The organism is Cupriavidus sp. 94F1, from assembly GCF_057798875.1.
This window is the reverse complement of the sequence record NZ_JBYOJT010000009.1, coordinates 18087-42257: the sequence shown is the minus strand read 5'-3', so window position 1 is coordinate 42257 and position 24171 is coordinate 18087. Positions and strand designations below refer to the sequence as shown.

The 24171-nt window shown below is 65.0% G+C and carries 22 protein-coding genes; 14 read left to right on the top strand and 8 right to left on the bottom strand.

Annotated elements, in window-relative coordinates; all coding sequences use genetic code 11:
• Positions 1–27: 27 nt before the first annotated feature.
• Positions 28–642 (bottom strand): glutathione S-transferase C-terminal domain-containing protein, encoded by a 615-nt coding sequence (locus tag AC3FJ6_RS20470; RefSeq protein WP_488773500.1) that lies wholly within the window; start codon positions 640–642, stop codon positions 28–30.
• A 381-nt stretch (positions 643–1023) separates the two neighbouring features.
• On the opposite strand from AC3FJ6_RS20470, the gene purB reads away from it, so the two are divergent.
• The 8 genes from purB (at position 1024) to AC3FJ6_RS20430 (ending at position 9918) form a co-directional block, all read left to right on the top strand.
• Positions 1024–2400, top strand: a complete 1377-nt coding sequence (purB, locus tag AC3FJ6_RS20465; RefSeq protein ID WP_153947287.1) for an adenylosuccinate lyase — start codon at positions 1024–1026, stop codon at positions 2398–2400.
• A 357-nt stretch (positions 2401–2757) separates the two neighbouring features.
• The gene (locus AC3FJ6_RS20460; RefSeq protein ID WP_488773499.1) at positions 2758–3321 is read left to right on the top strand and encodes a cytochrome b; all 564 of its coding nucleotides are present in this window, start codon (positions 2758–2760) and stop codon (positions 3319–3321) included.
• A 70-nt stretch (positions 3322–3391) separates the two neighbouring features.
• Positions 3392–3967, top strand: coding sequence for a YceI family protein (locus AC3FJ6_RS20455; RefSeq protein ID WP_153947289.1), 576 nt, complete (start codon positions 3392–3394; stop codon positions 3965–3967).
• A gap of 76 nt (positions 3968–4043) precedes the next feature.
• Entirely contained in the window at positions 4044–4634 is a 591-nt protein-coding gene (locus tag AC3FJ6_RS20450; protein ID WP_153947290.1) for a YceI family protein, read from the top strand.
• Between the two features lie 390 nt (positions 4635–5024).
• Entirely contained in the window at positions 5025–6416 is a 1392-nt protein-coding gene (locus AC3FJ6_RS20445) for a class I SAM-dependent methyltransferase (RefSeq protein ID WP_488773498.1), read from the top strand.
• 40 nt (positions 6417–6456) lie between these two features.
• The gene (locus AC3FJ6_RS20440) at positions 6457–7788 is read left to right on the top strand and encodes a sensor histidine kinase (RefSeq protein WP_400391935.1); all 1332 of its coding nucleotides are present in this window, start codon (positions 6457–6459) and stop codon (positions 7786–7788) included.
• A gap of 7 nt (positions 7789–7795) precedes the next feature.
• Positions 7796–8929: an ATP-binding protein gene (locus AC3FJ6_RS20435; RefSeq protein ID WP_488773497.1), complete on the top strand. Its 1134-nt coding sequence runs from the start codon at positions 7796–7798 to the stop codon at positions 8927–8929.
• Complete coding sequence (locus AC3FJ6_RS20430; RefSeq protein ID WP_488773496.1) at positions 8926–9918, top strand: response regulator; 993 nt, start codon at positions 8926–8928, stop codon at positions 9916–9918. Before AC3FJ6_RS20435 ends, AC3FJ6_RS20430 begins: the two co-directional genes overlap by 4 nt.
• 105 nt (positions 9919–10023) lie before the next feature.
• Here the strand turns inward: AC3FJ6_RS20430 and secF are convergent, their stop codons facing one another.
• From secF to queA, 5 genes are all read right to left on the bottom strand, one after another.
• Positions 10024–10998, bottom strand: a complete 975-nt coding sequence (secF, locus tag AC3FJ6_RS20425) for a protein translocase subunit SecF (protein WP_488773495.1) — start codon at positions 10996–10998, stop codon at positions 10024–10026.
• 24 nt (positions 10999–11022) lie between these two features.
• A complete protein-coding gene (gene secD / locus AC3FJ6_RS20420; RefSeq protein WP_488773493.1) occupies positions 11023–12885 on the bottom strand; it encodes a protein translocase subunit SecD in 1863 nt (620 codons plus the stop codon).
• A gap of 213 nt (positions 12886–13098) precedes the next feature.
• The gene (gene yajC / locus AC3FJ6_RS20415; protein ID WP_061955498.1) at positions 13099–13425 is read right to left on the bottom strand and encodes a preprotein translocase subunit YajC; all 327 of its coding nucleotides are present in this window, start codon (positions 13423–13425) and stop codon (positions 13099–13101) included.
• Positions 13426–13646: 221 nt separating this feature from the next.
• Positions 13647–14777, bottom strand: a complete 1131-nt coding sequence (gene tgt / locus AC3FJ6_RS20410; RefSeq protein ID WP_488773492.1) for a tRNA guanosine(34) transglycosylase Tgt — start codon at positions 14775–14777, stop codon at positions 13647–13649.
• A gap of 33 nt (positions 14778–14810) precedes the next feature.
• Positions 14811–15863: a tRNA preQ1(34) S-adenosylmethionine ribosyltransferase-isomerase QueA gene (gene queA, locus AC3FJ6_RS20405; protein WP_488773491.1), complete on the bottom strand. Its 1053-nt coding sequence runs from the start codon at positions 15861–15863 to the stop codon at positions 14811–14813.
• A gap of 182 nt (positions 15864–16045) precedes the next feature.
• Between queA and recG the strand changes: the two genes are divergently transcribed.
• The 5 genes from recG (at position 16046) to ubiA (ending at position 21355) form a co-directional block, all read left to right on the top strand.
• Positions 16046–18274: an ATP-dependent DNA helicase RecG gene (gene recG, locus AC3FJ6_RS20400; RefSeq protein WP_488773598.1), complete on the top strand. Its 2229-nt coding sequence runs from the start codon at positions 16046–16048 to the stop codon at positions 18272–18274.
• 123 nt (positions 18275–18397) lie between these two features.
• Positions 18398–19354, top strand: a complete 957-nt coding sequence (locus tag AC3FJ6_RS20395) for a LysR substrate-binding domain-containing protein (RefSeq protein WP_488773490.1) — start codon at positions 18398–18400, stop codon at positions 19352–19354.
• Between the two features lie 243 nt (positions 19355–19597).
• Positions 19598–19783, top strand: a complete 186-nt coding sequence (locus tag AC3FJ6_RS20390) for a hypothetical protein (RefSeq protein WP_153947299.1) — start codon at positions 19598–19600, stop codon at positions 19781–19783.
• Positions 19784–19866: 83 nt separating this feature from the next.
• Positions 19867–20352: a Dps family protein gene (locus tag AC3FJ6_RS20385; RefSeq protein WP_153947300.1), complete on the top strand. Its 486-nt coding sequence runs from the start codon at positions 19867–19869 to the stop codon at positions 20350–20352.
• 118 nt (positions 20353–20470) lie between these two features.
• The gene (gene ubiA / locus AC3FJ6_RS20380; protein ID WP_488773489.1) at positions 20471–21355 is read left to right on the top strand and encodes a 4-hydroxybenzoate octaprenyltransferase; all 885 of its coding nucleotides are present in this window, start codon (positions 20471–20473) and stop codon (positions 21353–21355) included.
• Between the two features lie 51 nt (positions 21356–21406).
• Here the strand turns inward: ubiA and proC are convergent, their stop codons facing one another.
• The gene (gene proC / locus AC3FJ6_RS20375) at positions 21407–22225 is read right to left on the bottom strand and encodes a pyrroline-5-carboxylate reductase (protein WP_488773488.1); all 819 of its coding nucleotides are present in this window, start codon (positions 22223–22225) and stop codon (positions 21407–21409) included.
• Between the two features lie 92 nt (positions 22226–22317).
• On the bottom strand, positions 22318–23007 hold the full coding sequence (locus tag AC3FJ6_RS20370; protein WP_488773487.1) for a YggS family pyridoxal phosphate-dependent enzyme: 690 nt from the start codon (positions 23005–23007) through the stop codon (positions 22318–22320).
• A gap of 112 nt (positions 23008–23119) precedes the next feature.
• On the opposite strand from AC3FJ6_RS20370, the gene AC3FJ6_RS20365 reads away from it, so the two are divergent.
• Positions 23120–24163: a type IV pilus twitching motility protein PilT gene (locus tag AC3FJ6_RS20365; protein WP_153947304.1), complete on the top strand. Its 1044-nt coding sequence runs from the start codon at positions 23120–23122 to the stop codon at positions 24161–24163.
• Positions 24164–24171 lie beyond the last annotated feature (8 nt).

Sequence of the window (24171 nt, the reverse complement as noted above, 5' to 3'; positions counted from 1 at the left end):
AGCGGCCGTTTGCCTGCGTGTTCGCAATCAGGCCGCCGGCGGCTCCGTATCGATGAACGACTGGCGCTTTTCGATCTTGTCCTGGAAGGCAACCAGGTTCGCGTACTGGTCGCGCCAGGCGATGTCCGGGAAGCGGAAGTCCAGGTAGGCCAGCGCGCAGCCCACGGACACGTCGGCCAGGGTGTAGTGGATGCCGGTGCACCACGGCTTGTCGGCCAGGCCCTTCGACATGGCGGCCACGGCGGCGTCGATCTTGCCGCGCTGGCGTGCCACCCAGCTTTCGCTGCGTTCGGCGGGCTGGCGCTGGGTGCCCTCCAGGCGCACCAGCAGGGCGGCGTCCAGCAGGCCATCGGCCAGGGCTTCCCAGCAGCGCACTTCCAGGCGCTCGCGGCTGCCCTGCGGAATCAGGCGGCTGACGGGCGACAGCGTGTCGGCGTACTCCGCAATCACGCGCGAATCGAAGACCGCGCCCCCGTCTTCCATGATCAGGCACGGCACCTTGCCGAGCGGGTTGAACTGGCCAATGATGGTGTCGGGCGACCAGACGTTTTCCTCGATCATCTGGTAGTCGATCTTCTTCTCCGCCAGCACCACGCGCACCTTGCGCGCATACGGGCTGGTCTGGGACGCATACAGCTTCATGTTCTCCCCTTGAGCTTGTTATGAAGTGCATCGGCGCTCGGTGGCACGGGTGCGCTGGCAGGCGCGGCGGCGTGCCCGATGGACTTCATAACAGGCTAACGGATGGGCGAGCGCGAGTATACCTGCGGAGTCACGGGAATGCGGCATCAATGCGGCCTTGCGCACGCATGGAGGGCTGGCGCCCACAGCGACCCGCACAGCGCCATGGGGCGATGGTAAAATCCCGCGTTGCGCGTTTGGCGGGACGGTGTGCGCCGTCTGCCGAACCGGCCCTTGCATCGGCAGGGCAATGCGGCGGATTCGTCGCATCCGGCCCTTGTCGCGTGGTTCCTTGCGCCCCCGCACGAACCTCCACATTCCTCTTTTCTCCCGGTTGCCAGCATGTCCACGTCTTCCCTTTCGCCGCTCACCGCCCTGTCTCCCATCGATGGCCGCTATGCCGCAAAGGCCGATGCGCTGCGCGAATGGCTGTCCGAGGCGGCCTTCATGCGCAACCGCGTAAAGGTCGAGGTCAACTGGCTGATCGCGCTGGCCCAGGCCGGGCTGCCCGACGTGCCGAAGTTCTCGGCCGCCTCGGAAGCCAAGCTGCAGTCGCTGGTGGACAACTTCACCGAAGCCGACGCCGCCCGCATCAAGGACATCGAGGCGGTCACGAACCACGACGTGAAGGCCGTCGAATACTGGCTCAAGGAGCAGGTCAAGGGTAACGCCGAACTGGAAGCCGCCAGCGAGTTCATCCACTTCGCTTGCACGTCGGAAGACATCAACAACACGTCGCACGGCATGATGCTCAAGGGCGCCCGTGACGGTGTGATCGTGCCGGCGCTCAAGCGCGTGCAGGCCCGCCTGGTGGAACTGGCCAGGCTCAACGCCACGCAGCCGATGCTGTCGCGCACGCATGGCCAGCCGGCCAGTCCCACCACGCTGGGCAAGGAACTGGCCAACGTGGCTGCCCGCCTGGCCCGCGCCATCGAGCGCGTGGAGCGCGTGGAGCTGCTGGGCAAGATGAACGGTGCCGTCGGCAACTACAACGCGCACCTGTCGGCCTATCCGTCGTTCGACTGGGAATCGTTCTCGAAGCAGGTGATCGAGCAGCGCCTGGGCCTGACGTTCAACCCGTACACGATACAGATCGAGCCGCACGACTACATGGCCGAGCTGTTCGATGCCGTGGCCCGCGCCAACACGATCCTGCTGGACCTGAACCGCGACGTGTGGGGCTACATCGCGCTGGGTTACTTCAAGCAGAAGACCAAGGCCGGTGAAATTGGCTCTTCGACGATGCCGCACAAGGTCAACCCGATCGATTTCGAAAACTCGGAAGGCAACGTTGGCCTGGCCAACGCCGTGCTGCGTCACCTGTCGGAAAAGCTGCCGGTTTCGCGCTGGCAGCGTGACCTGACTGATTCCACCGTGCTGCGCAACATGGGCGTGGCCTTTGGCTACAGCCTGCTGGCGTACGAGGCCTGCCTGCGCGGCCTGGGCAAGCTCGAAACCAACCCCGAGCGCCTGAACGAAGACCTGGACAACTGCTGGGAAGTGCTGGCCGAGCCGGTGCAGACCGTGATGCGCCGCTTTGGCGTGCCCAACCCGTACGAGCAGCTGAAGGAACTGACGCGCGGCAAGGGCATCTCGCGCGAGGCGCTGCAGACGTTCGTGCAGGGCCTGGCGATTCCCGACGACGCCAAGAAGCTGCTGCTGGACATGACGCCGGCCAGCTATATCGGCAAGGCCGTGGAACTGGCCAACCGCATCTGATCGCCGCCCGGCGCACCGCGACATGCCGGGGCGCCGCAAGGTAACAGAACAGGGCTGACCCGAAGGGGTCGGCCCTTTTTGTTTGCCGCGCAAGTTTCGAGAGTCATTACCTTGCGGATACCAGCGGCCAGTGTCATGCGGCCCCCCGCCGCGTTACGATCGGTTCCCGGGCGGCGGGTGCGACATCTCGACACATCAAATGATTTGAACAACTTCATGAAGTTCGGCGCTTCCAACGCACAGCCGGTCATCGAATAATGCGAGAATTGGCAGCGAAGGGCCGGACCGCTACTGCAACAGACTGTCTTGGCGCCGACATAGCAGAATAAGTAATAAGGATCGAAGGGATTGACTGACATGGGTTTCAAAGCATCCGGGCCGGGGGGCCAGGCGACGTACACTGCCACTGCCATCGGCCTGCACTGGCTGATCGCCTTCGGCATTTTTGCCGCGTTCGGGCTGGGCCTGTACATGACGGGCATTCCGGGTCTGACGCCGACCAAGCTCAAGCTGTTCTCGTGGCACAAGTGGCTGGGCGTGACGATTTTCGTGGTGGCCGTGCTGCGCGTGCTCTGGCGCGCCACGCATGCCGCCCCGCCCGTGGCACCCGGTACGCCGGCCTGGCAGGCCAGGGCCGCCGCCGCCGCGCACCATCTGCTCTATCTGCTGATCCTGATCGTCCCGATCACCGGCTATCTCTACAGTTCCGCCGCCGGCGTGCCGGTGGTGTACCTGGGCCTGTGGAAGCTGCCGCCGCTGATCGAAGCCAGCGACACGCTCAAGCCGATCCTGAAATTCGCCCATGTCTGGCTGAACTACTTCATGGCCGCGATCGTGGTGGTCCATGCCGCCGCCGCCGTCAAGCACCAGGTGGTGGATCGCGACGGCACGCTGGGTCGCATGATCCCGTTCCTGCGCTGATTTGCCGACGTACCGCAACCGCTTTGCCTGACCAACCGGCCGTGATGGCCAGTCACCACTGGAGTCTCAGATGAAACGTATGTCCCGTCCCGGCACGATATTCGTGGCGGCCGCCCTGGCAACGGCTGGCCTGGCCGCAAACCTGGCCTGGGCCCAGATCGATGCCGCCAAGAGCACGGTCACGGCCACCGCCAGGCAGATCGGCGTGCCGATGGAAGGCAAGTTCAGGAAGTTCGACGCCACCGTGGACTTCGATCCGGCCAAGCTGGCCACGTCGTCGGCCAAGGTCGAGATCGACGTGTCCAGCTTCGAGATCGGCGATGCCGAGACCACGAAGGAAGTGAAGGGCAAGGACTGGTTCGACGCCGGCAAGTATCCGAAGGCCGTGTTCCAGTCGACCAGCATCAAGGCCGGCGCCGCCGGCAAGTACGACGTGGCCGGCAAGCTGACCATCAAGGGCAAGACCATCGACGTGACCGTGCCCGCCACGTACAAGCAGGAAAACGGCAGCCAGGTGTTCGATGGCGTGCTGCCGATCAAGCGCACCACGTTCAACATCGGTGACGGCGAGTGGAAGGACACTTCCGTCGTGGCCGATGATGTCCAGATCAAGTTCCACCTTGTGACCCCGGCGAAGAAGGGCTGAGGCGGGTTTGTCCCACTTACAGCTCCTTGGCCGTTTTTTCGACCTTCCTCTCCAACTTCTTGACGGGAGACTCAATATGAAAATCCGTACCCTGATCGCCGCCGTGGCCGCAGCCTCCGCCGCCCTGGCCGCCGGCACCGCCATGGCCAACGCCACGACGTACAACATCGACCCGACCCACACGTACCCGAGCTTCGAGGCCGACCACCTGGGCGGCCTGTCGAAGTGGCGCGGCAAGTTCGACAAGTCCAGCGGCGTGGTGACGCTGGACCGCGCGGCCAAGGCCGGCACCGTCGATATCAAGATCGACGCCGCGTCGATCGATTTCGGCAACAACAAGCTGAACGAGCACGCCAAGGGCCCGGAAATGTTCGACGTGCAGGCTTTCCCGGAAGCCACGTACAAGGGCAAGTTTTCGAAGTTCAAGGGCGACGTGCCGACCGAGGTGGATGGCGTGCTGACGCTGCGCGGCGTGTCGAAGCCGGTGAAGCTCGAGATCAAGGAATTCAAGTGCATCCAGCACCCGATGCTCAAGCGTGAGGCATGCGGCGCGGACGCCGTGGCCCAGTTCAACCGTGCCGACTTCGGCATCGACTACGGCGCCAAGTACGGCTTCAAGCAGGACGTGAACCTGGCCATCCAGGTGGAAGCCGTCAAGGCCGACTGATCACGGCGGGACACACTTCTGGCGGAAGTTGCGCCAGCGGGGAAATTGTCATTTCTCCAATACATGATGAAACATGAGCCAGCAGCGTTGCTGGCTCATTTTTTTTGCCGTTTGCATACCCCCCTTCGTGCAACAGGCGGACTGTTGTACGGTTCAGAATTGCCACAGTACAATGGTTCGCCGCAGTCCCACCCTCAGGGGCGGCGTTCGCCCTGGTCTTCGCCGGCTGGCGCGCGCGTCCCGCAAACAGGTCCCGCGCATCGATATGAGCATTGGCTGCATTCCCTGATTGGTAGTTTCGCCGCAAGACCCTTGCCTTGAGCTGTACCCGGCCGACGCCCGCGGGCGCCGTGTCCCGCAGCGTTTCTCGGAATTCCCTGGCGCGATACCGTGTACTCCAAAACGCAAATCGATCCGGTAGTTAGTTTCCGCAACTCGCAGGGCGAGCAGGTGCGGGGCACGATCATCAATCTCCAGCGCAAGTCGCTGGTGATGGAAATCTACAATCCCTACTCGATTGTCCAGGTCAGCGAAGTATTGAGCGAGCTGAGCGTGCGCATGGGCGCGAAGAACGCGTACCTGGGCAAGGCCGTCGTCATGAGCCTGGTGAACACCGGCCTGACGGCGGTGGTATCGCTGACGCTGATCGACGAGTGGCGCGAACTGACCGACGTGAACGATGCACCGAAATCGGTCGCACGCGAAGCCGAGATGTTCGTGCAGGACTGGGATACGCGCTTCAATATCCGCCGCGACTACCAGATCGTGGTCAACGAGATGCGCGCCTATCTGTCCGAAGTATCGCGCTGGGTCGAGCAGGTGGACCTGACCGAGTCGCTGCCCAAGAAGGAAGGGCGGTTGCGCGAGGACGTGTTCTACGAACTGGCCACGCCCCTGATGGGGAAGGTGAAGACTTACCTCGACTGGCTCGAGGACGAGGCCCAGCGCGTGGACCAGGAACTGGCGCCGGTCCATCGCACCTATGCCCAGGCGGCGCTGCATCCGCTGCTGCTGCGCGCGCCGTTCGTATATCGCACGTTCACGAAGCCGCTTGGCTATGCGGGCGACTACGAAATGGTGAACCAGATCCTGAGCGATCCGCAGCAGGGTCCCACCACTTACTTCCAGATCGTCAACACGGCCTTCCTGAAGGCGGCGGTGGCCACGGCGCACCGCAACCGGATCGACCTGCTGGTGGATTACCTGACGCGCCAGGCTGAAAGGGCGCGCGCCGAAGGCCGCCAGTTCCGCGTGCTCAACGTGGGTTGCGGACCGGCGTTCGAGATCCAGCGGTTCGTGCGCGAGTACCCGAATCCTGAGCTGCTGTCGTTCCAGCTGGTCGATTTCAGCGAGGAAACGCTCGGCTACACGCGCGCGTCGGTGGAGCGTGCAGCCGCCGGGGCCGGCCACAAGGTATCGGTCGAAATGGTGCACCAGTCGGTGCACGACCTGCTCAAGCGCCGCATTGCGGCGGACGATCCGAGCGTGCGCGAGTTCGATGCCGTCTACTGCGCCGGGCTGTTCGACTACCTGTCCGACAAGGTCTGCGCGCGCCTGCTCCAGTATTTCGCGTCGCGCTCGAAGCCGGACGGTCAGGTGCTGGTCACCAATGTCCACTCGGACAATCCCGAGAAATTCGGGATGGAGCACCTGCTCGAGTGGTATCTGATCTATCGCGACGAGGCCGGGATGTCCTCGCTCTTGCCGGAGAACTCGCATGCCCACCGACTCTATGTCGATGAAACCGGCGTCAATGTCTTCGCCGAAGCCACTGTCCGCTGAGGTCCCGGACGCCGAAGACGCGGCACCACCCGCCAAGGTCATGAGCGCGAATCAACTTTACGCCGGATACCAGTCCGAGCTGGCCGACTTTCGCCTGGCGTTCAGCCGGGGCGGCGCCTACACGGCCATCGCGCTGGTGCTGCTGGGCGTAGGGCTGGACTACGGCCAGTATCCGCACTTCCAGCTGCCGTTTGCGATTGCGCGCGTGGTGGTCTCGCTGATGATCGCCGGTGTCATCGTGGCGCTGTACAGCCAGGCCGGCCGACGCTTCGCGCCATGGCTGACCATGACGTGGCTGCTGCTGCCGCAGATCATGATTGCCTGGATGATCTCGCGGACCGAAGGCGTCGAATCGCCGTACTACGTGGGCCTGAACCTGGCGATCTTCGCGTCGGGCATTGCGTTGCCATTCGGGCTTTGGCAAAACCTGGTGTTCGGCATCCTGTCGTACGTGCTCTACGCGGCCGCTTGCCTGCTGCATCCGGGCGGCGTCGAACCGATGGGCACATTTATCGTCAATTCGCTATTTCTGCTGTTTGCCGCGGCGGCCAGCGGCGTGTACACATTCTTCAATGAACGTGCCCGATTCATGCTGTTCCGCCTGAAGGCCGAGGTGGCCGACAAGAATACCGAGCTGGAAGTCATCAACCGCAAGCTGGTCGATATCAAGGGCCAGATGCTGCAGCAGGAAAAAATGGCGGCCATCGGTACGTTGGCGGCAGGCCTGCTGCACGAGGTCAACAATCCGGTGAACTTCTGCCTGATGGCCATCGAGGTGGCCATGGAAGAGCCGGCGGCCAAGTCGGAGCCGATGCTGCAGGAATGCCTGGTCGATGCCAAGCAGGGCATGCAGCGCATCCAGCATATCGTGTCCGATCTGAAGACATTCGCCTATCGCAAGCCGGGCGCCGAGGTGGAGGGCACCCCGTTCCTGTTCGAGAAGGCGCTCGATTCGTCGCAGCGGCTGACCGCGCACGAGCTGCGCGGCGTCAAGATGACGCGAGAAATGCCCGACGATACGCTCGTGATGGGCGACGAAGCGGCCATCATTGGCGTCCTGATCAATCTGTTCTCGAATGCCGCGCTGGCCATGCGCAAGGCGGGCACCAAGGACCCGGCCATCCATACGACCGTGCGCTGGCAGGACAAGCGCCTGCACGTGACCGTCAAGGATAACGGCCCGGGCATTGCCCCCGAACACCTGGCACGCGTGTTCGAACCGTTTTTCACCACGCGCGAGGTGGGACAGGGGCTGGGTCTCGGCCTGTCGATCAGCTATGCGGTGATCGAGCGCCACGAAGGCGTGCTGTTCGCCGAAAGCGAAGTCGGCCACTGGGCCGCTTTCAGTTTCGACCTGCCGCGTGCGGAGTAATGCTGTCATGACCGACACCACGCAGCCGCGCCCCACCATCCTCTACGTCGACGACGAGGAGATGGCGTGCAAGTATTTCGCGCGCGCAGTGGGCAGCGAATACGAAGTGCTGTCGGCCAACGGCGCCGACGAGGCGGTGGGCATCCTGCGCGCGCACCATGCCCGAATCTCGGTGCTGGTGACGGACTTCCGCATGCCCGGGCGCGACGGCGGCGACCTGCTGCGCCAGGTGGCCCAGGAGTATCCGCAGATCGTGCGCATCCTGGTCACGGCCTATGCCGACAAGGACATGCTGCTGCAGACCGTCAATTCCGGCGAGGTGTTCCGCATCCTGGAAAAGCCGATCGGCGTGGCCGATGTCCGAGAAATCCTGCGGCTGGCGGGCGACCGCTTCCGCGAGCGGGCGGTGCGCCAGCAGCGGCTGATGGCCATCGACGAGACGCTGGCCTTCCTGGCGCACGAACTGAACACACCGCTGGCGGCCATCGCCAATTTTGCGCTCGGTATCGGGTCGCGGGTCGATGCCGAGTACAGCGGGCAGCGCCAGCTGGAAATTGGCCGGGCGGCCAGTGCCATGCACGACAACGCCCAGTATTGCCTCGCGGTGCTGTCGTCGTTTCTCCAGTCGGTGCGCAGCAGCGCGGGCGGTGCGCCGCCGAAGCCGGGCGCTGGGCAGGAAGTCAGCGCGGGTGCGCTGGTGGCGTCGTTGCTGGATGCCTATCCTTTTGCCGATAACCAGCGTAGCTGGGTGCAGGTGGAGATGGAGGGCGATTTTCCGGTACAGACGCTGCCCAACTGCGTGGCGTTGGTACTGTCGTCGGTCATGAGCAATGCGTTGCGCGCGTTGGCCGATGTTCGCGATCCCTCGCTGCGCTTCGTGGTGGTGGCGGGCGAGCGCCCCGAGATCCGCATTGCCGACAACGGCCCGGGCATCCCACCCGAAATCATGGGACGCCTGCTGGTGGACCCGGTGACCACGCACGCATCGGCGGGCGGCAGCGGGATGGGCATGATCTTCTGCAACCGGGTGATGCAGTCGTTTGGCGGCGGCATCCGGATTGCGTCGGCGTCCGGCGCGGGCACCACCGTAACCCTCGATTTCCCAAATTCCAAGAATCGTATGCACAGGAGTGATCGATGACCGAACCGAATACCACGCAGGCACCCCCGGCGATTCTGTTCGTCGACGACGAAGCGACTGCGGTCAAGTATTTCCAGCGGGCCATCGGCCAGCTGGCGCCGGTGGTGACCGGCCAGTCCGTGGAAGAAGGCAAGGCCATGCTGGACGCCCATGCCGACAGCCTGGCCGTGCTGGTGTCAGACCAGCGCATGCCGGGCGAGTACGGCAACGAACTGCTGCGGTATGCGCGCGAGCGGTATCCGCATATCGTCCGGATCCTGACCACGGCCTATTCCGAACTCGACCAGACCGTCGAGGCCGTGAACCAGGGCCAGATCCATCGCTATATCAAGAAGCCGTGGGACATTACCGCGCTGCGCATGGAACTGAAGCAGGCGCTGGAGCTGTCCGGGCTGCGCAAGGAGCGCGACCAGCTGGTGCGCGAAAAGCTGATGGTGCTGCAGAAGCAGACCGTGGCATCGCGCGTGGGCATGATCCACGCGCTGTGCGCCAGCCTGATCGGTCCGGGCCGCTTCCAGCCCGTGGAGACGTATCTGTCCGGCACCTATCTGGCCGGCGCGCAGAACGCCGAACCGGACTGGCAGCGCCTGGACTATGCCGATCTGGTGGGCGCGGAAAGCCAGCGCAGCGGTTCGTTCGGCCATGCCGTGGCCACCTCGCTGTCGAAGCTGCGCGGCGCTGGCCGCGCGGCGGGTGATGCCGCGGCGGTGCTGGCTGAAACGCTGGGCGCCTCGGTCCGCCGCGACGGCGACGTGATTACCTGGACGTCAACCGCCACGCTGAACGAATTCGTGTCCCGTCCCGTGGCCGAAGCGGTGTCGGCCGAACACGCCGGCTGGCTGGCCGTGCTGCTGTGGCTGGAAGAGGCCGGCGGCGCGCTGCAACTGGTGCGCGAAGGCGACGCCATTGCCGCCCGCGCTGGCACCCGGGCAGATACGTTCGCCTCGGACCGCCTCGCGGTGTGGATCGAACAGCTGACCGAGGCATAGCACGGGTTTGTGCCCGCTGCCGCCGGGCGGCGTAGGGCAGGCAAACGATAAACAATAAGGCACCCGAAGGTGCCTTATTGTTTTGCCGCTCAGGCGCTCGAACCGTCAGGCCTGCGCCCCGTAGTTCGGGTCGTTGCGGTCGGGGGCATCGCCGCCCTTCTTCTCGCCCTTGACCAGGTCTTCGCGCTTCACGCCCAGCCACATGGCCAGGGCTGCCGCCACGAACACCGACGAATAGATACCGAACAGGATACCCACTGTCAGGGCCAGTGCGAAGTAATGCAGCGTGGGGCCGCCGAAGAAGAACATCGACAGCACCATCATTTCGGTCGAGCCGTGGGTGATGATGGTCCGCGACATCGTGCTGGTAATCGCGTGGTCGATCACCTCGTGCGTGCTCATCTTGCGGTACTTCCGGAAGGCTTCGCGAATCCGGTCGAAAATCACCACCGACTCGTTCACGGAGTACCCGAGCACCGCGAGGATGGCAGCCAGCACCGACAGCGAAAATTCCCACTGGAAGAACGCGAAGAAGCCCAGGATGATGACCACGTCGTGCAGGTTGGCGATAATGCCGGCCACCGCAAACTTCCACTCGAAGCGGAACGACAGGTAGATCACGATACCGGCCACCACGCAAAGCAGCGCCAGCAGGCCGTCGGTGGCCAGTTCCTTGCCCACCTGCGGGCCGACGAACTCCACGCGCTGCAGCTTCACGTCAGGCTCGGCCGCCGTCAGGGCGCCCATCACCTGTTCGCTCTGCTGCGCCGACGTCACCTGCTTGCCGTCCGGACCCTTCTGCAGCGGCAGGCGGATCATCACGTCGCGCGAGGTGCCGAAGTTCTGCACCTGCACGTCGGTGTAGCCGAGCTTGCTGACCTGGCCTCGGATTTTCTCCAAATCGGCGGTCTGCTGGTAGTTGACCTCCATCACCGTGCCGCCCGTGAACTCGATCGACAGGTGCAGGCCCTTGTGCCAGAGGAAGAAAACAGCGGCGGCAAACGTCAGGAAGGACACCACGTTGAAGATCAACGCGTGCTTCATGAACGGAATGTCGCGCTTGATGCGGAAGAATTCCATGATGTGTTCCTGATATGTCCTGGCTTACTTGGCGACCGGTGCGTCGGCATCCGGCTTCCAGACCTGACCGATGGCCAGGCTCTGGAGCTTCTTCTTGCGGCCGTACCAGAGGTTGACCAGGCCGCGGTTGAAGAAGACCGCCGAGAACATCGAGGTCAGAATCCCCAGGCAGTGCACCACGGCGAAGCCGCGCACCGGGCCCGAGCCAAAGGCCAGCAGCGCCAGGCCGGCGATCAGCGTGGTCACGTTGGAATCCAGGATGGTGGCCCACGCGCGGTCGAAGCCGATGGCAATGGCCATCTGCGGCGACGCACCGGCACGCAATTCCTCGCGGATCCGCTCGTTGATCAGCACGTTCGCGTCAATGGCCATGCCCAGCACCAGCGCGATAGCGGCGATACCCGGCAGCGTCAGCGTGGCCTGCAGCATCGACAGTACCGCGATCAGCAGCAGCAGGTTGATGCCGAGCGCGAGTACCGAGAACACGCCGAACAGCATGTAGTACAGGATCATGAACGCCGCGATGGCCGCAAAGCCGTAGGCCACCGAATCGAAGCCCTTCTGGATGTTGTCGGCACCCAGCGACGGGCCGATCGTGCGTTCCTCGATGATTTCCATCGGGGCGGCCAGCGAGCCGGCGCGCAGCAGCAGGGCCAGGTCGTTGGCGGCCTCGGTCGAATACGAGCCGGTGATCTGGAAGCTGGAACCGAGTTCGGACTGGATCGTGGCCACCGTCAGCACTTCACCCTTGCCCTTTTCGAACAGGACGATGCCCATCGGCTTGCCGATGTTCTCGCGCGATACGTCGCGCAGCACGCGGCCGCCCTGGGCGTCGAGCTTGATGTTCACCGACGGGCGCTGGTTCTGGTCGAAGCCGGCCGACGCGCTTTCGATGCGGTCGCCGGTAAAGATCACCTGCTTGCGCAGCATGACCGGGGCGCCGTTGCCCTGCGTAAACAGTTCGTCGCCGAACGGAACCGGGTCGCCCGGACGCGGGTTGCGCACGGCCGGGTCGGCCAGGCGGGCTTCCAGCGTGGCGGTACGGCCGATGATGTCCTTGGCCTTGGCCGTGTCCTGCACGCCCGGCAGCTGCACGACGATACGGTCGGCGCCTTGCTGCTGGATCACGGGCTCGGCCACGCCGAGTTCGTTCACGCGGTTGTGCAGCGTGGTGATGTTCTGCTTGACCGCGGCGTCCTGCACCGCCTTGCGGGCGGCCTCGGTGAACACGCCCACCACGTTGGTGCCGTCGATCGAGAAGGCCAGTTCGCGCAGGTTGTCGGCCAGGATGCCGCGCGCGCGGGTGGCGTCGTCGGCGTTGCCGAAGCGCACGGTCAGGCGGTCGCCATCGCGCTCGATGCCGCTGTGGCGCACGTTCTTGTCGCGCAGCAGCGTGCGCGCATCGCCGGACAGGCTGTCGAGCTTCTTGTCGACGGCGCCCTTCATGTCCACCTGCAGCAGGAAGTGCACGCCGCCGCGCAGGTCCAGGCCCAGGTACATCGGCAGCGCGTGCAGCGCGGTCAGCCAGTGCGGCGAGCCCGACAGCAGGTTCAGCGCGACCACGTAAGTGGCGTCGCTGGCGTCAGGGTTCAGCGCGCGGGACAGCACGTCCTTGGCCTTGAGCTGCTCGTCGGTGGTGCGGAAACGCGCCTTGACCGAGCCCGATTGCCCGGAGACGTCAAAAAAGACGCCGTCCGGCTGCAGCTGGTTCTGCGCCAGGATTTCCTCCACATGCTTCTGCATGGACAGGTCGACCTTGACCGTGGCCTTGGCCGACGATACCTGGACAGCGGGGGCCTCGCCGAAGAAGTTCGGCAGGGTGTAGGTGATGCCGATGGCGAGGGCCACCAGGATCACGATGTATTTCCAAAGCGGATAGCGATTCATCTTCGGCCAGTCATTGCAGTTGGCATGCCGACAAGTCGCGCACAAGGCGCGCCGGTTCGGCTGGACCGGTTGGCAAACAGCCGCCTGGCAGCCCGGTCACGCGTCAGGGAAGGACCGTGGAGGCTGGTGCAGGCGGCTGCGCAGGGCAGGGTCGGCGGAGCGTCTGGCGCCACACGACACCTGCCGGGATCAGGCTGGGAAGACCGTCCGGGATCAGAGCGACTTCAGCGAGCCCTTCGGCAGCACGGTGGTCACGGCGTTCTTCTGCACGGTGATTTCCGTGCCTTCGGCCACTTCCAGCGTCACGTAGTTCTCGTTGACCTTGGTCACACGGCCGAGGATACCGCCGGCGGTCACGACTTCGTCGTTCTTCGCCAGGGCTTCCAGCATGGCCTTCGATTCCTTCTGGCGCTTCATCTGCGGGCGGATCATGATGAACCACAGCACCGCGAACATCAGGATGATCGGCAGGAAGCTCATCAGGCCACCGGCCGCGCCGCCGGCACCGGCGGTCTGCGCAAAAGCGTTCGAAATCAGCACGTTACTTCTCCGTCACAAAGGTCAATCAGGGAATCGGGCATTCTATCACCCGGTTGTTGTCCCGCCCTGGCATTCTAGGGCGGATTACGGGTTTGTTCGGGGTGCTTTACAAGTACTTTGCGGACGTTGCAGAAAACACCCCGCAGGCTTGCGTTGCGGCCAGTCATTCGACCAGCAGACCGCCAAAAGTTCGGCTGCCTGTCTGGTTTTCAGAACATTCTCTATTTGGTGCCGCGGGCGCGGTGTTCGGCGAACTGGCGGCGGAACGCGTCGAAGCGGTGTTCCTCGATGGCTGTGCGCATCTCGCGCATCAGTTCCAGGTAGTAATAGAGGTTGTGGATCGTGTTCAGGCGCGCGCCCAGGATCTCGCCCACGCGGTGCAGGTGGTGCAGGTAGGCGCGCGAGAAGTTCCGGCAGGTGTAGCAGCCGCATTGCTCGTCGAGCGGACGCGGGTCGTTGCGGTGCGCCGCGTTGCGGATCTTGACATCGCCAAACCGGGTGAAAAGCCAGCCGTTGCGGGCATTGCGGGTGGGCATGACGCAGTCGAACATGTCCACGCCATGCGCCACGCCGGCCACCAGGTCTTCCGGCGTGCCCACGCCCATCAGGTAGTGCGGCTTGTGGGCCGGCAGGCGCGGGCCCACGTGTTCCAGCACACGCATCATGTCCTCCTTGGGTTCGCCCACGGACAGGCCGCCAATGGCGTAGCCGTGGAAGTCCAGTTCGGACAGCCCCGCCAGCGATTCGTCGCGCAGGTCCTCGAACATGCCGCCCTGGACGATGCCGAACAGCGCGTTCGGGTTGGCCAGGCGGTCGAATTCGTCGCGCGAACGCTTGGCCCAGCGCAGGCTCATGCGCATCGAGCGGGCGGCCTCGTCATGCGTGGCCGGACGGCCGTCGATCTCGTAGGGCGTGCATTCGTCGAACTGCATGACGATGTCCGAGTTCAGCGTGCGCTGGATCTGCATCGAGATCTCGGGCGACAGGAACAGCTTGTCGCCATTTACCGGCGACGCGAAGGTGACGCCTTCTTCGGTGATCTTGCGCAGTTCTCCGAGCGAAAACACCTGAAAACCGCCCGAATCGGTCAGGATGGGCTTGTCCCAGCCGATGAATTTGTGCAGGCCCTCATGGGTGTCCACCACGTCCAGGCCCGGGCGCAGCCACAGGTGGAACGTGTTGCCAAGGATGATCTGCGCGCCGATCTCGTTCAGTTCCAGCGGCGACATTGCCTTGACCGACCCATAGGTGCCCACGGGCATGAAGATTGGCGTTTCTACTACGCCATGGTTCAGCGTGACGCGGCCACGGCGTGCGTTGCCATCGGTGGTCAGCAGTTCGAAGTTCAGCATGTTCGGTTCTCGAAATCGGTCGGTCGCGCGGTGTCAGTCGCGGCGGGTCAGCAGCATGGCGTCGCCGTAGCTGAAGAAGCGGTAGCGTTGGGCCACGGCATGGCGATAGGCGGCGCGGATGGCTTCCACGCCGGCCAGCGCGGACACCAGCATCAGCAGCGTCGACTTGGGCAGGTGGAAGTTCGTGATCAGCGCGTCCACCGCGCGGAAACGATAGCCGGGGGTGATGAAGATGTCGGTGTCGCCGGTGCCGGGACGCAGCGTGCCGTCCTCGGCCGCGGCCGATTCCAGCGCGCGCAGCGACGTGGTGCCCACCGCGATCACGCGGCCGCCACGGGCGCGCGTGTCGCGCACGGCATCGGCCAGTTCCTGGCTCACGGCGTACCACTCCGAGTGCATCTTGTGCTCGGACAAGTCTTCGGTGCGCACCGGCTGGAAGGTGCCCGCGCCCACGTGCAGCGTCAGGAAGGCGCGGCGGATGCCGGCGGCGTCGAGCCGCGCAAACAGCGCATCGTCGAAATGCAGGCCGGCCGTCGGTGCGGCCACGGCGCCCGGATTGCGCGCGTACACGGTCTGATAGCGCGTTTCATCATAGGCGTCTGGATCGTGCGTGATGTACGGCGGCAGCGGCAGGCGGCCATACCGTTCGATCAGGTCGAGCGCGGGTTCCGGAAAACGCAGCGTGAAGAACTGGTCCACGCGCGGGCCCACGGTGACCGTGAAGGCGCCATCGGCCAGATGCAGCGGGCTGCCCTCTGCCGGGGTCTTCGACGCACGCACCTGGGCGAGCACGGTGTGGCTGTCCACCACGCGCTCGACCAGCACCTCGATCCGGCCGCCGCTGGGTTTCTGGCCGAAAAAGCGCGCCTTGATCACGCGCGTGTCATTGAAGACCAGCAGGTCGTCGGGGCCCAGGTATTCGAGGATGTCGCTGAACGCGCGGTCCACCAGCCGCACCGCGTCGGCGGTGTCATCCGGCGCCGTCCGCTCTACCACCAGCAGGCGGCTGGCGCTGCGGTTGGGCAGGGCAGACTGCGCGATCAGTTCGGGCGGCAGCGGGAAATCGAAATCGGACAGGGTCAGCATTGCGGTTCAGCGAGGTATTCGGGGCAAAGCGCCAGGCAATACGCGAGCCGGGCAGCACTCCGGAACGAAGTGCCGCCGCAGGCATCGGTACGGCATGGGTACAATCGGCGAATCCGACATTGTAAGGCTTGGGCGCCCGGCTTCGCCCGATGCCCGCTTGTGACCCCTATATTCCCGCGCTGATGCCAGGCACCGCCACCGACCCGATCGACGATCCTGCCCCGACGGCCGCCCAGTCCACCCCGTCCGCCCCAGCCGGCGACAAGCCGGCGCGGCGCGGCGCGGGCAGGACGGAGGCCAAAGGCGACGCCAAGGCTGGCGACAAGGCCGGCGACAAGGCCAAGCCGTCGTCGGCCGTGGCCCGGCTGGCCAAGCTGGGCCTGCGGCGGCCGGTCGATCTGGTGCTGCACCTGCCGCTGCGCTACGAGGACGAAACCACGCTGGAGCCGATCCGCGACGCCATCCGCCGCGCGGGCATGGGGCTGGCCGCCCAGGTGGAAGGCGAGGTGGTGTCGAACGAGGTGACGTTCCGCCCGCGCCGCCAACTGGTGGTCAAGATTGCCGACGAAACCGGCGAGCTGACGCTGCGCTTCATCAATTTCTACGGCAGCCAGACCAAGCAGATGGCCGAAGGCGTGCGCCTGCGCGTGCGCGGCGAGATTCGCGGGGGCTTCTTCGGCGCCGAAATGGTCCATCCCACGGTACGGCCGATCACACCCGACGAACCGCTGCCCGACCGCCTGACGCCGGTCTATCCGGCCACGGCCGGCATTTCGCAGGCCTATCTGCGCAAGGCCATCGGCGGGGCGATGTCGCGCACGCCAATGCCGGAGACCTTGCCCCAGGCCATCCTGCGCGGACCGCTGGCGCCGCTGAAGCTGACGCCGCTGATCGACTGCCTGCGCCTGCTGCACAACCCGCCGCCGCAGGAAAGCGAGGCCGCGCTGGCCGATCGCTCTCATCCGGCCTGGGTTCGCATCAAGTTCGACGAACTGCTGGCGCAGCAGATTTCGCTGCGGCGCTCGCAGGCCGCGCGCAAGGAAAAGAACGCCCCATCGATGCCGCGCCGTGCCGACGGCCTGCTGATGCGCTTCCTGGCGGCGCTGCCGTTCAGGCTGACCGGTGCGCAGCAGCGCGTGGTCGAGGAAATCGCCGCCGACATGGCGCTGCCGCACCCGATGCACCGGTTGCTGCAGGGCGACGTGGGCAGCGGCAAGACCATCGTGGCCGCGCTGGCCGCCTGCCAGGCCATCGACGCGGGCTACCAGGCCGCGCTGATGGCGCCGACCGAAATCCTGGCCGAGCAACACTACCGCAAGCTGTCGGCCTGGCTGGAGCCGCTGGGCGTGCCCGTGGCGTGGCTGGCCGGCAGCCTGAAGACGAAGGCCAAGCGCGAAGCCGTGGCGCGGGCCGAATCGGGCGAGGCCCGGCTGGTGATCGGCACGCACGCGCTGATCCAGGACGGCGTGAAGTTCGCCAACCTGGGCCTGGCCGTGGTGGACGAGCAGCATCGCTTTGGCGTGGCGCAGCGGCTGGCGCTGCGCGGCAAGGCGGCCGAAGGCGACGCGCCGGTGCCGGCCGACGAAAAGGTGCCGCATCAGCTGATGATGTCGGCCACGCCCATTCCGCGCACGCTGGCGATGACGTACTACGCCGACCTGGACGTGTCGGTGATCGACGAATTGCCGCCGGGCCGCACCCCGATCGTGACGCGGCTGGTCAACGATGCGCGTCGCGACGAGGTGATCGAGCGCGTGCATCATGCGGCCGCCGAAGGGCGCCAGGTCTACTGGGTGTGTCCGTTGATCGAAGAAAGCGAGGCGCTGCAGCTGCAGACGGCCGTGGAGACCTTCGAGACGCTGGTGGCCGCGCTGCCCGACCTGCGCGTGGGGCTGGTGCATGGCCGCCTGCCGCCCGCCGAGAAAGCGGCCGTGATGGACGATTTCAGCGCCAACCGCCTGCAGGTGCTGGTGGCCACCACGGTGATCGAAGTGGGCGTGGACGTCCCCAATGCATCGCTGATGGTGATCGAGCATGCCGAGCGTTTCGGGCTCGCCCAGTTGCACCAGCTGCGCGGGCGTGTGGGCCGTGGCAGCGCGGAATCGGTCTGCCTGCTGATGTACCAGGCGCCGCTGTCCCCCACGGCGCGCGAGCGTCTGGCGACCATGCGCGAGACGACCGACGGCTTTGAAATCGCCCGGCGCGACCTCCAGATCCGGGGTCCGGGGGAATTCCTGGGCGCGCGGCAGTCGGGCGAGGCCATGTTGCGCTTTGCCGACCTGGAAACCGATGCCTGGCTGATTGACTATGCCCAGCAAGCCGCCGAGCTGATGCTGGACCGGTTTCCAGAGGCGGTTGAGGCACATTTACTGCGCTGGCTGGGCGGACGCGAGCACTTTCTGAAGGCGTAGACACCCTCCGGGCGCGTCGTCCCGCGGGTCCGAAAAAGTGGTGGATGACTGACATTGCTTCGGCGATCTGACAGACGACGCAATCGAAGCTAAAATCTATCGCCTAACCGGATTTGATTAATCATGACGCTCACCGAACTCAAGTACATCGTTGCCGTAGCGCGCGAGCGCCATTTCGGCCGGGCGGCCGAGGCGTGCTTCGTTTCGCAGCCGACGCTGTCGGTTGCCATCAAGAAGCTGGAAGACGAGCTCACCGTGCAGATTTTCGAGCGCGGCACGTCCGAGGTGTCGGTGACGGCCATCGGCGAACAGATCGTGGCGCAGGCCCAGCGCGTGCTGGAACAGACCATGGCGATTCGTGAAATCGCCAAGCAGGGCAAGGACCCGCTGGCCGGACCGCTGCGCGTGGGCGTCATCTACACGATCGGGCCGTACCTGCTGCCGGCACTCGTCAAGCAGATGATCGACACCGTGCCGCAGATGCCGCTGATGCTGCAGGAAAACTACACGAACAAGCTGATCGAGCTGCTCAAGCAGGGCGAAATCGACTGCGCGATCATGGCCGAGCCGTTCCCGGATTCAGGCCTGACGGTGCGTCCGCTCTATGACGAGCCATTCGTGGTGGCCGTGCCGCGCGGGCACAAGCTTGCCGAGCAGACCAGGGTGGACCCCGACGAACTGAAGCAGCAAACCATGCTGCTGCTGGGCAGCGGCCACTGCTTCCGCGATCACGTGCTGGGCGTGTGTCCGGAACTGTCGCGCTTCTCGCAGGCAGCCGACGGCATCCAGAAGACGTTCGAAGGGTCGTCGCTCGAAACCATCCGCCATATGGTGGCCAGCGGCGTGGGCATCACGGTGCTGCCGCGCACGTCGGTGCCCGATCTCAAGCCGCGCAACGACATGCTGTCGTACGTGCCGTTCGCCGACCCGGTGCCAGACCGCCGTGTGGTGCTGGCCTGGCGCAAGAGCTTCACGCGCCTGCCCGCCATGGAGGCGCTGGCCAACGCCGTGACCGCGTGCGACCTGCCCGGCGTGCGCAAGCTCGGCAGCACGCTGGCCGAGGAAGCCGTGGCGGCCTGATGTCGCCGGCCTTGGGCGATGTCATCGAACGGCAGGGGAGACCCTGCCGTTTCTGTTTTTCGTGACGAAATCACCACGTTCCAGGCAATCCCCTACGCGGGACAGGGATATAGTCATCCCCTATTCGATAGGTTGAAATTATCAAATAGCCACATCGATAGCGCGGAATTAGACTGCTTCCATCGGTTCCGGGACACGTCAGGCGGACGTGCCGGACCCTCGAAAAACAGTTGGAGAATCGTCATGGCAATGCTGAATCTTTTCGTGAGCGAGTTCCGGCAGTTGAAAGCCGACGCGGTGCGCGACGGCGGCGCCGGGCGGCTGCACCGCAAGGTGGTGCGCAAGGAAATCGGCATGGCCGTCGTGGCGCTGGGCGCGATGGTCATGTTCCTTGACGCGGCCCGGGGGCTGTCCGTCCTTCTGACTTGAACCTGATACGATAATGGCCGCTGCTCGTCCGTGTAGCGCGGGCGGTCGATCCTCGTGGCCAGACCAGAATGGAGCTTAAAAAAATGGCAAAGAAGAATGAGATGAGCGTGAACATCGGTATTTCGGACAAGGACCGCAAGAAGATCGCGGAAGGCCTGAGCAAGCTGCTGGCTGACACCTACACCCTCTATCTCAAGACCCACAACTTCCACTGGAACGTGACGGGCCCGATGTTCAACACGCTGCATACCATGTTCGAGACGCAGTACACCGAACTGGCGCTGGCCGTTGACGCGATTGCCGAGCGGATTCGCGCGCTGGGCTACCCGGCTCCGGGTACGTACAAGGAATACGCGAAGCTGTCGTCGATCGCCGAGGAAGAGGGCGTGCCCGAAGCCACCGAGATGATCCGCAAGCTCGTGGAAGGCCAGGAGGCCGTGGTGCGCACCGCGCGTTCGCTGTTCGGCGTGATCGACGCCGCCGGCGACGAGCCGTCGGCCGACCTGCTGACCCAGCGCATGCAGACGCACGAAAAGACCGCGTGGATGCTGCGCTCGCTGCTGGCCTGATTCCGGCCATGCCGCACACCGGTTGAACCGGTACGACGCGCCTTCGGCATGCCGAAGGCGCGTTTTTGCTTGGTATTGCCGGTAGTATTGCCGGAAGTTTCGTCAGAAGTCCGCCGCCATGTCTCATCCCTCCGCCGCCCCCCATCATCCAAGCCGAATTGCGCTGTATGCCCGACTTGTACGCATCGACAAGCCAATCGGCACGCTGCTGCTGCTGTGGCCCACGCTCTGGGCGATGTGGATGGCTGCCGGCGGGCCGCCGTCCTGGCAGATTTTCTGGATCTTCTTCGCCGGCACGTTCCTGATGCGCTCGGCGGGCTGCGCCATCAACGACTGGGCCGACCGCGATTTCGACAAGCACGTGAAGCGCACCAGGGAGCGGCCGCTGACCGCCGGGCTGATCGCCGGCTGGGAAGCGCTGGCCGTGGCCGCCGTGCTGGCGCTGATCGCATTCGCGCTGATCCTGCCGCTGAACGGGCTGACCAAATGGCTGGCCGTGGTGGCGGCGGTGCTGGCCGGGACCTACCCGTTCTTCAAGCGGTTCTTTGCGATTCCGCAGGCCTACCTGGGTATTGCCTTCGGGTTTGGCATTCCGATGTCGTTCGCCGCCATCCAGGGCGAGGTGCCAGTCGTGGCCTGGCTGATGCTGCTAGGCAACGTGTTCTGGGCGGTGGCGTACGACACCGCCTATGCGATGGTCGATCGTGACGACGACCTGCTGCTGGGCATGAAGACGTCGGCCATCACGTTCGGTCGCTTCGACGTGGCCGCGATCATGATCTGCTACGCGGCCTTTCTGGGGCTGATGGCCGGGGCCGGCGCACTGCTGGGCCTGGGCTGGGCCTACTACGCCGGGCTGGTGGCGGCCGCCGTGCTGGCGGGTTACCACTACACGCTGATCCGCGAGCGGGACCGCATGAAGTGCTTTGCCGCGTTCCGGCACAACAACTGGCTGGGCGCCTGCGTGTTTGCCGGCACCTTCGCGGCTTACCTGCTGAAATAGACCGGTTGTTTGCGCCGCGCTTCCATGGCATGGAAGCACGGCGCCATCCCGTCAATCCTTGCCGAACTCCGCACCCATCTCGCGTCCGCGCGCGGCGGCGGCGTGCATGGCCTTGACGAAAGCGTCCTTCATGCCGCTGGCATCCATCGCCGTCAAGGCGGCATAAGTCGTGCCGCCCTTGGACGTGACGCGCTCGCGCAGCGTGGCCACCGGCTCGGGAGATTTGGCCGCCAGCGCCGCCGCGCCACGGAACGTTTCCACGGCCAGTTTCCGGCCATGTTCGGCGGACAATCCCATTTCCACGGCCGCGCGCTCCATCGCCTCCACAAAATAGAACACGTAGGCCGGCCCGCTGCCCGAGATCGCGGTGACGGCGTCGATCTGGTCGTCGTTGTCCACCCAGACGCACTGGCCCACGGCTTCGGCCACGGCCGTGGCGATATCCCGGTCGGCGCCGGACAGCCCCGGGGCTGCGGCCAGGCCGGTCATGCCCAAGCCGGCCAGCGCGGGCGTGTTCGGCATGGCGCGTACCAGACGGCTGCGGCCCAGCCAGCGGGCCATGTCCTGCAGCCGGATGCCGGCCGCGACGCTGATGATGAGGTTGTCGGTCAGCAGCGGCTCAAGCGCGGCGACGGCGTCACGGAACTGCTGCGGCTTGACGGCCAGCACGATCACGTTGCTGGCGCCAAAGGCTGCGTCGGGCGCCGCCAGCGCCTTGACGCCACGCTGGGCCAGGCGCTGGCGGGCATCTTCCGAGGGATCGACCACGCGGATCGACCCGGCCGGCACGCCACGGGCCACCAGGCCGCCGATCAGGGCAGAGGCCATGTTGCCGCCGCCGAGAAAGCCAAAGGTGAGGGAATCGAGCATCAGGTTTCCTGGTGTGCCGGCGCGATACGTGGCGGCCGGCGTTTTTTCATGTCATGGGATGCGAAAGACGGCGCGGACCATGCCGGGCGCCATCAGCGCCGCGCGCCGAAAATCGCGGTGCCGATACGCACCAGCGTGGCGCCCTCGGCAATGGCCGCCTCCATGTCGGCGGACATGCCCATCGAGAGCGTGTCCACGTGTAGCCCGGATTGCCGCAGTTGATCAAGCAACGCACGGAGGGCGGCAAACGGTTGACGCTGGGCGGCCGGGTCGGCCGCTGGCGCCGGAATGGCCATCAGGCCGCGCAGCCGCAGGTTCGGCAGCGCCGCGATGGCCTGGGCCAGCGCCGGCACCTCGGCCGCCGCCACGCCGCTCTTGGTGTCCTCGTTGCTGATATTGACCTGGATGCAGACCTGCAGCGGCGGCAGCCCTGCCGGACGCTGGGCGGACAGCCGCTCGGCGATCTTCAGCCGGTCGATGGCATGGACCCAGTCGAACTGCTCGGCCACCGGCCGCGTCTTGTTGCTTTGCAGGGGGCCGATGAAATGCCACTGGATCTGGCCGCGCAGCGCGTCCAGCGCGGCGATCTTTTCCACGCCTTCCTGGACATAGTTCTCGCCGAAAGCCCGCTGGCCGGCGTCGAAGGCCTCGCGGACCCGATGCGCCGAAACCGTCTTGGAAACCGCCAGCAATGTGACATCGGCCGGCGCCCTGCCGGCTTGTTGTGCGGCCGCCGCGATGTCATTTTTCACGGCTTGCAAGTTGGCGGCGATTACAGACATAATCCAGCGGATATATTCGAAGAAGTACAACTAGAAGTACAACAATAAACCTTTGAAGGCCCGGCAAATCGATATTCGCGCCAGGGCCTCTTTCAGGGTGGGGTCATTATAGATGGACATCGCACAGCTTCTGGCCTTCGCGGTCAAGAACAAGGCATCCGATCTTCACCTCTCGGCCGACATGCCGCCGATGGTGCGTATTCACGGGGACATGCGCCGCATCAACGTCGCGGCGATGACGCACAAGGACGTCCACGCCATGGTGTACGACATCATGAGCGACGTTCAGCGCAAATCCTATGAAGAACGGCTGGAGGTCGATTTCTCGTTCGAGATCTCGGGCCTGTCCCGTTTCCGGGTCAACGCCTATACCACGCAGCGCGGCTCGGCCGCCGTATTCCGTACCATTCCGTCGAAGGTGCTGACGCTCGACGACCTGCATGCGCCGGCGGTGTTCGCCGACCTGTGCATGAAGCCGCGCGGACTGGTGCTGGTGACCGGGCCGACCGGTTCGGGCAAGTCCACCACGCTGGCGGCGATGGTCGACCATCGCAACGACAACGACATGGGCCACATCCTCACGGTGGAGGACCCGATCGAATTCGTCCACAACTCGAAAAAGAGCCTGATCAACCAGCGCGAGCTGGGGCCGCACACGCATTCGTTTGCCAATGCGCTGCGTTCGGCGCTGCGGGAAGACCCGGACGTGATCCTGGTGGGCGAATTGCGGGATCTGGAAACGATCCGCCTGGCGCTGACGGCGGCGGAAACCGGCCACCTGGTCTTTGCCACCCTGCACACCAGTTCGGCCGCCAAGACCATCGACCGGGTGGTGGACGTGTTCCCGCCCGAGGAAAAGGACATGGTCCGGACCATGCTGTCCGAATCGCTGGAGGCCGTGATCTCGCAGACGCTGCTCAAGACGCGCGACGGCAATGGCCGCACCGCGGCGCACGAGATCATGATCGCCACGCCCGCCATCCGCCACCTGATCCGCGAGAACAAGATTGCGCAGATGTACTCGATGATGCAGACGTCCAGCGGCATGGGCATGCAGACGCTGGACCAGTGCCTGGGCGACCTGATCAAGCGCGGCATGATCAACTACAACGATGCGCGGGCGATTGCGAAGAACCCGGACGCATTCATGGGCTAAGGGGCGAT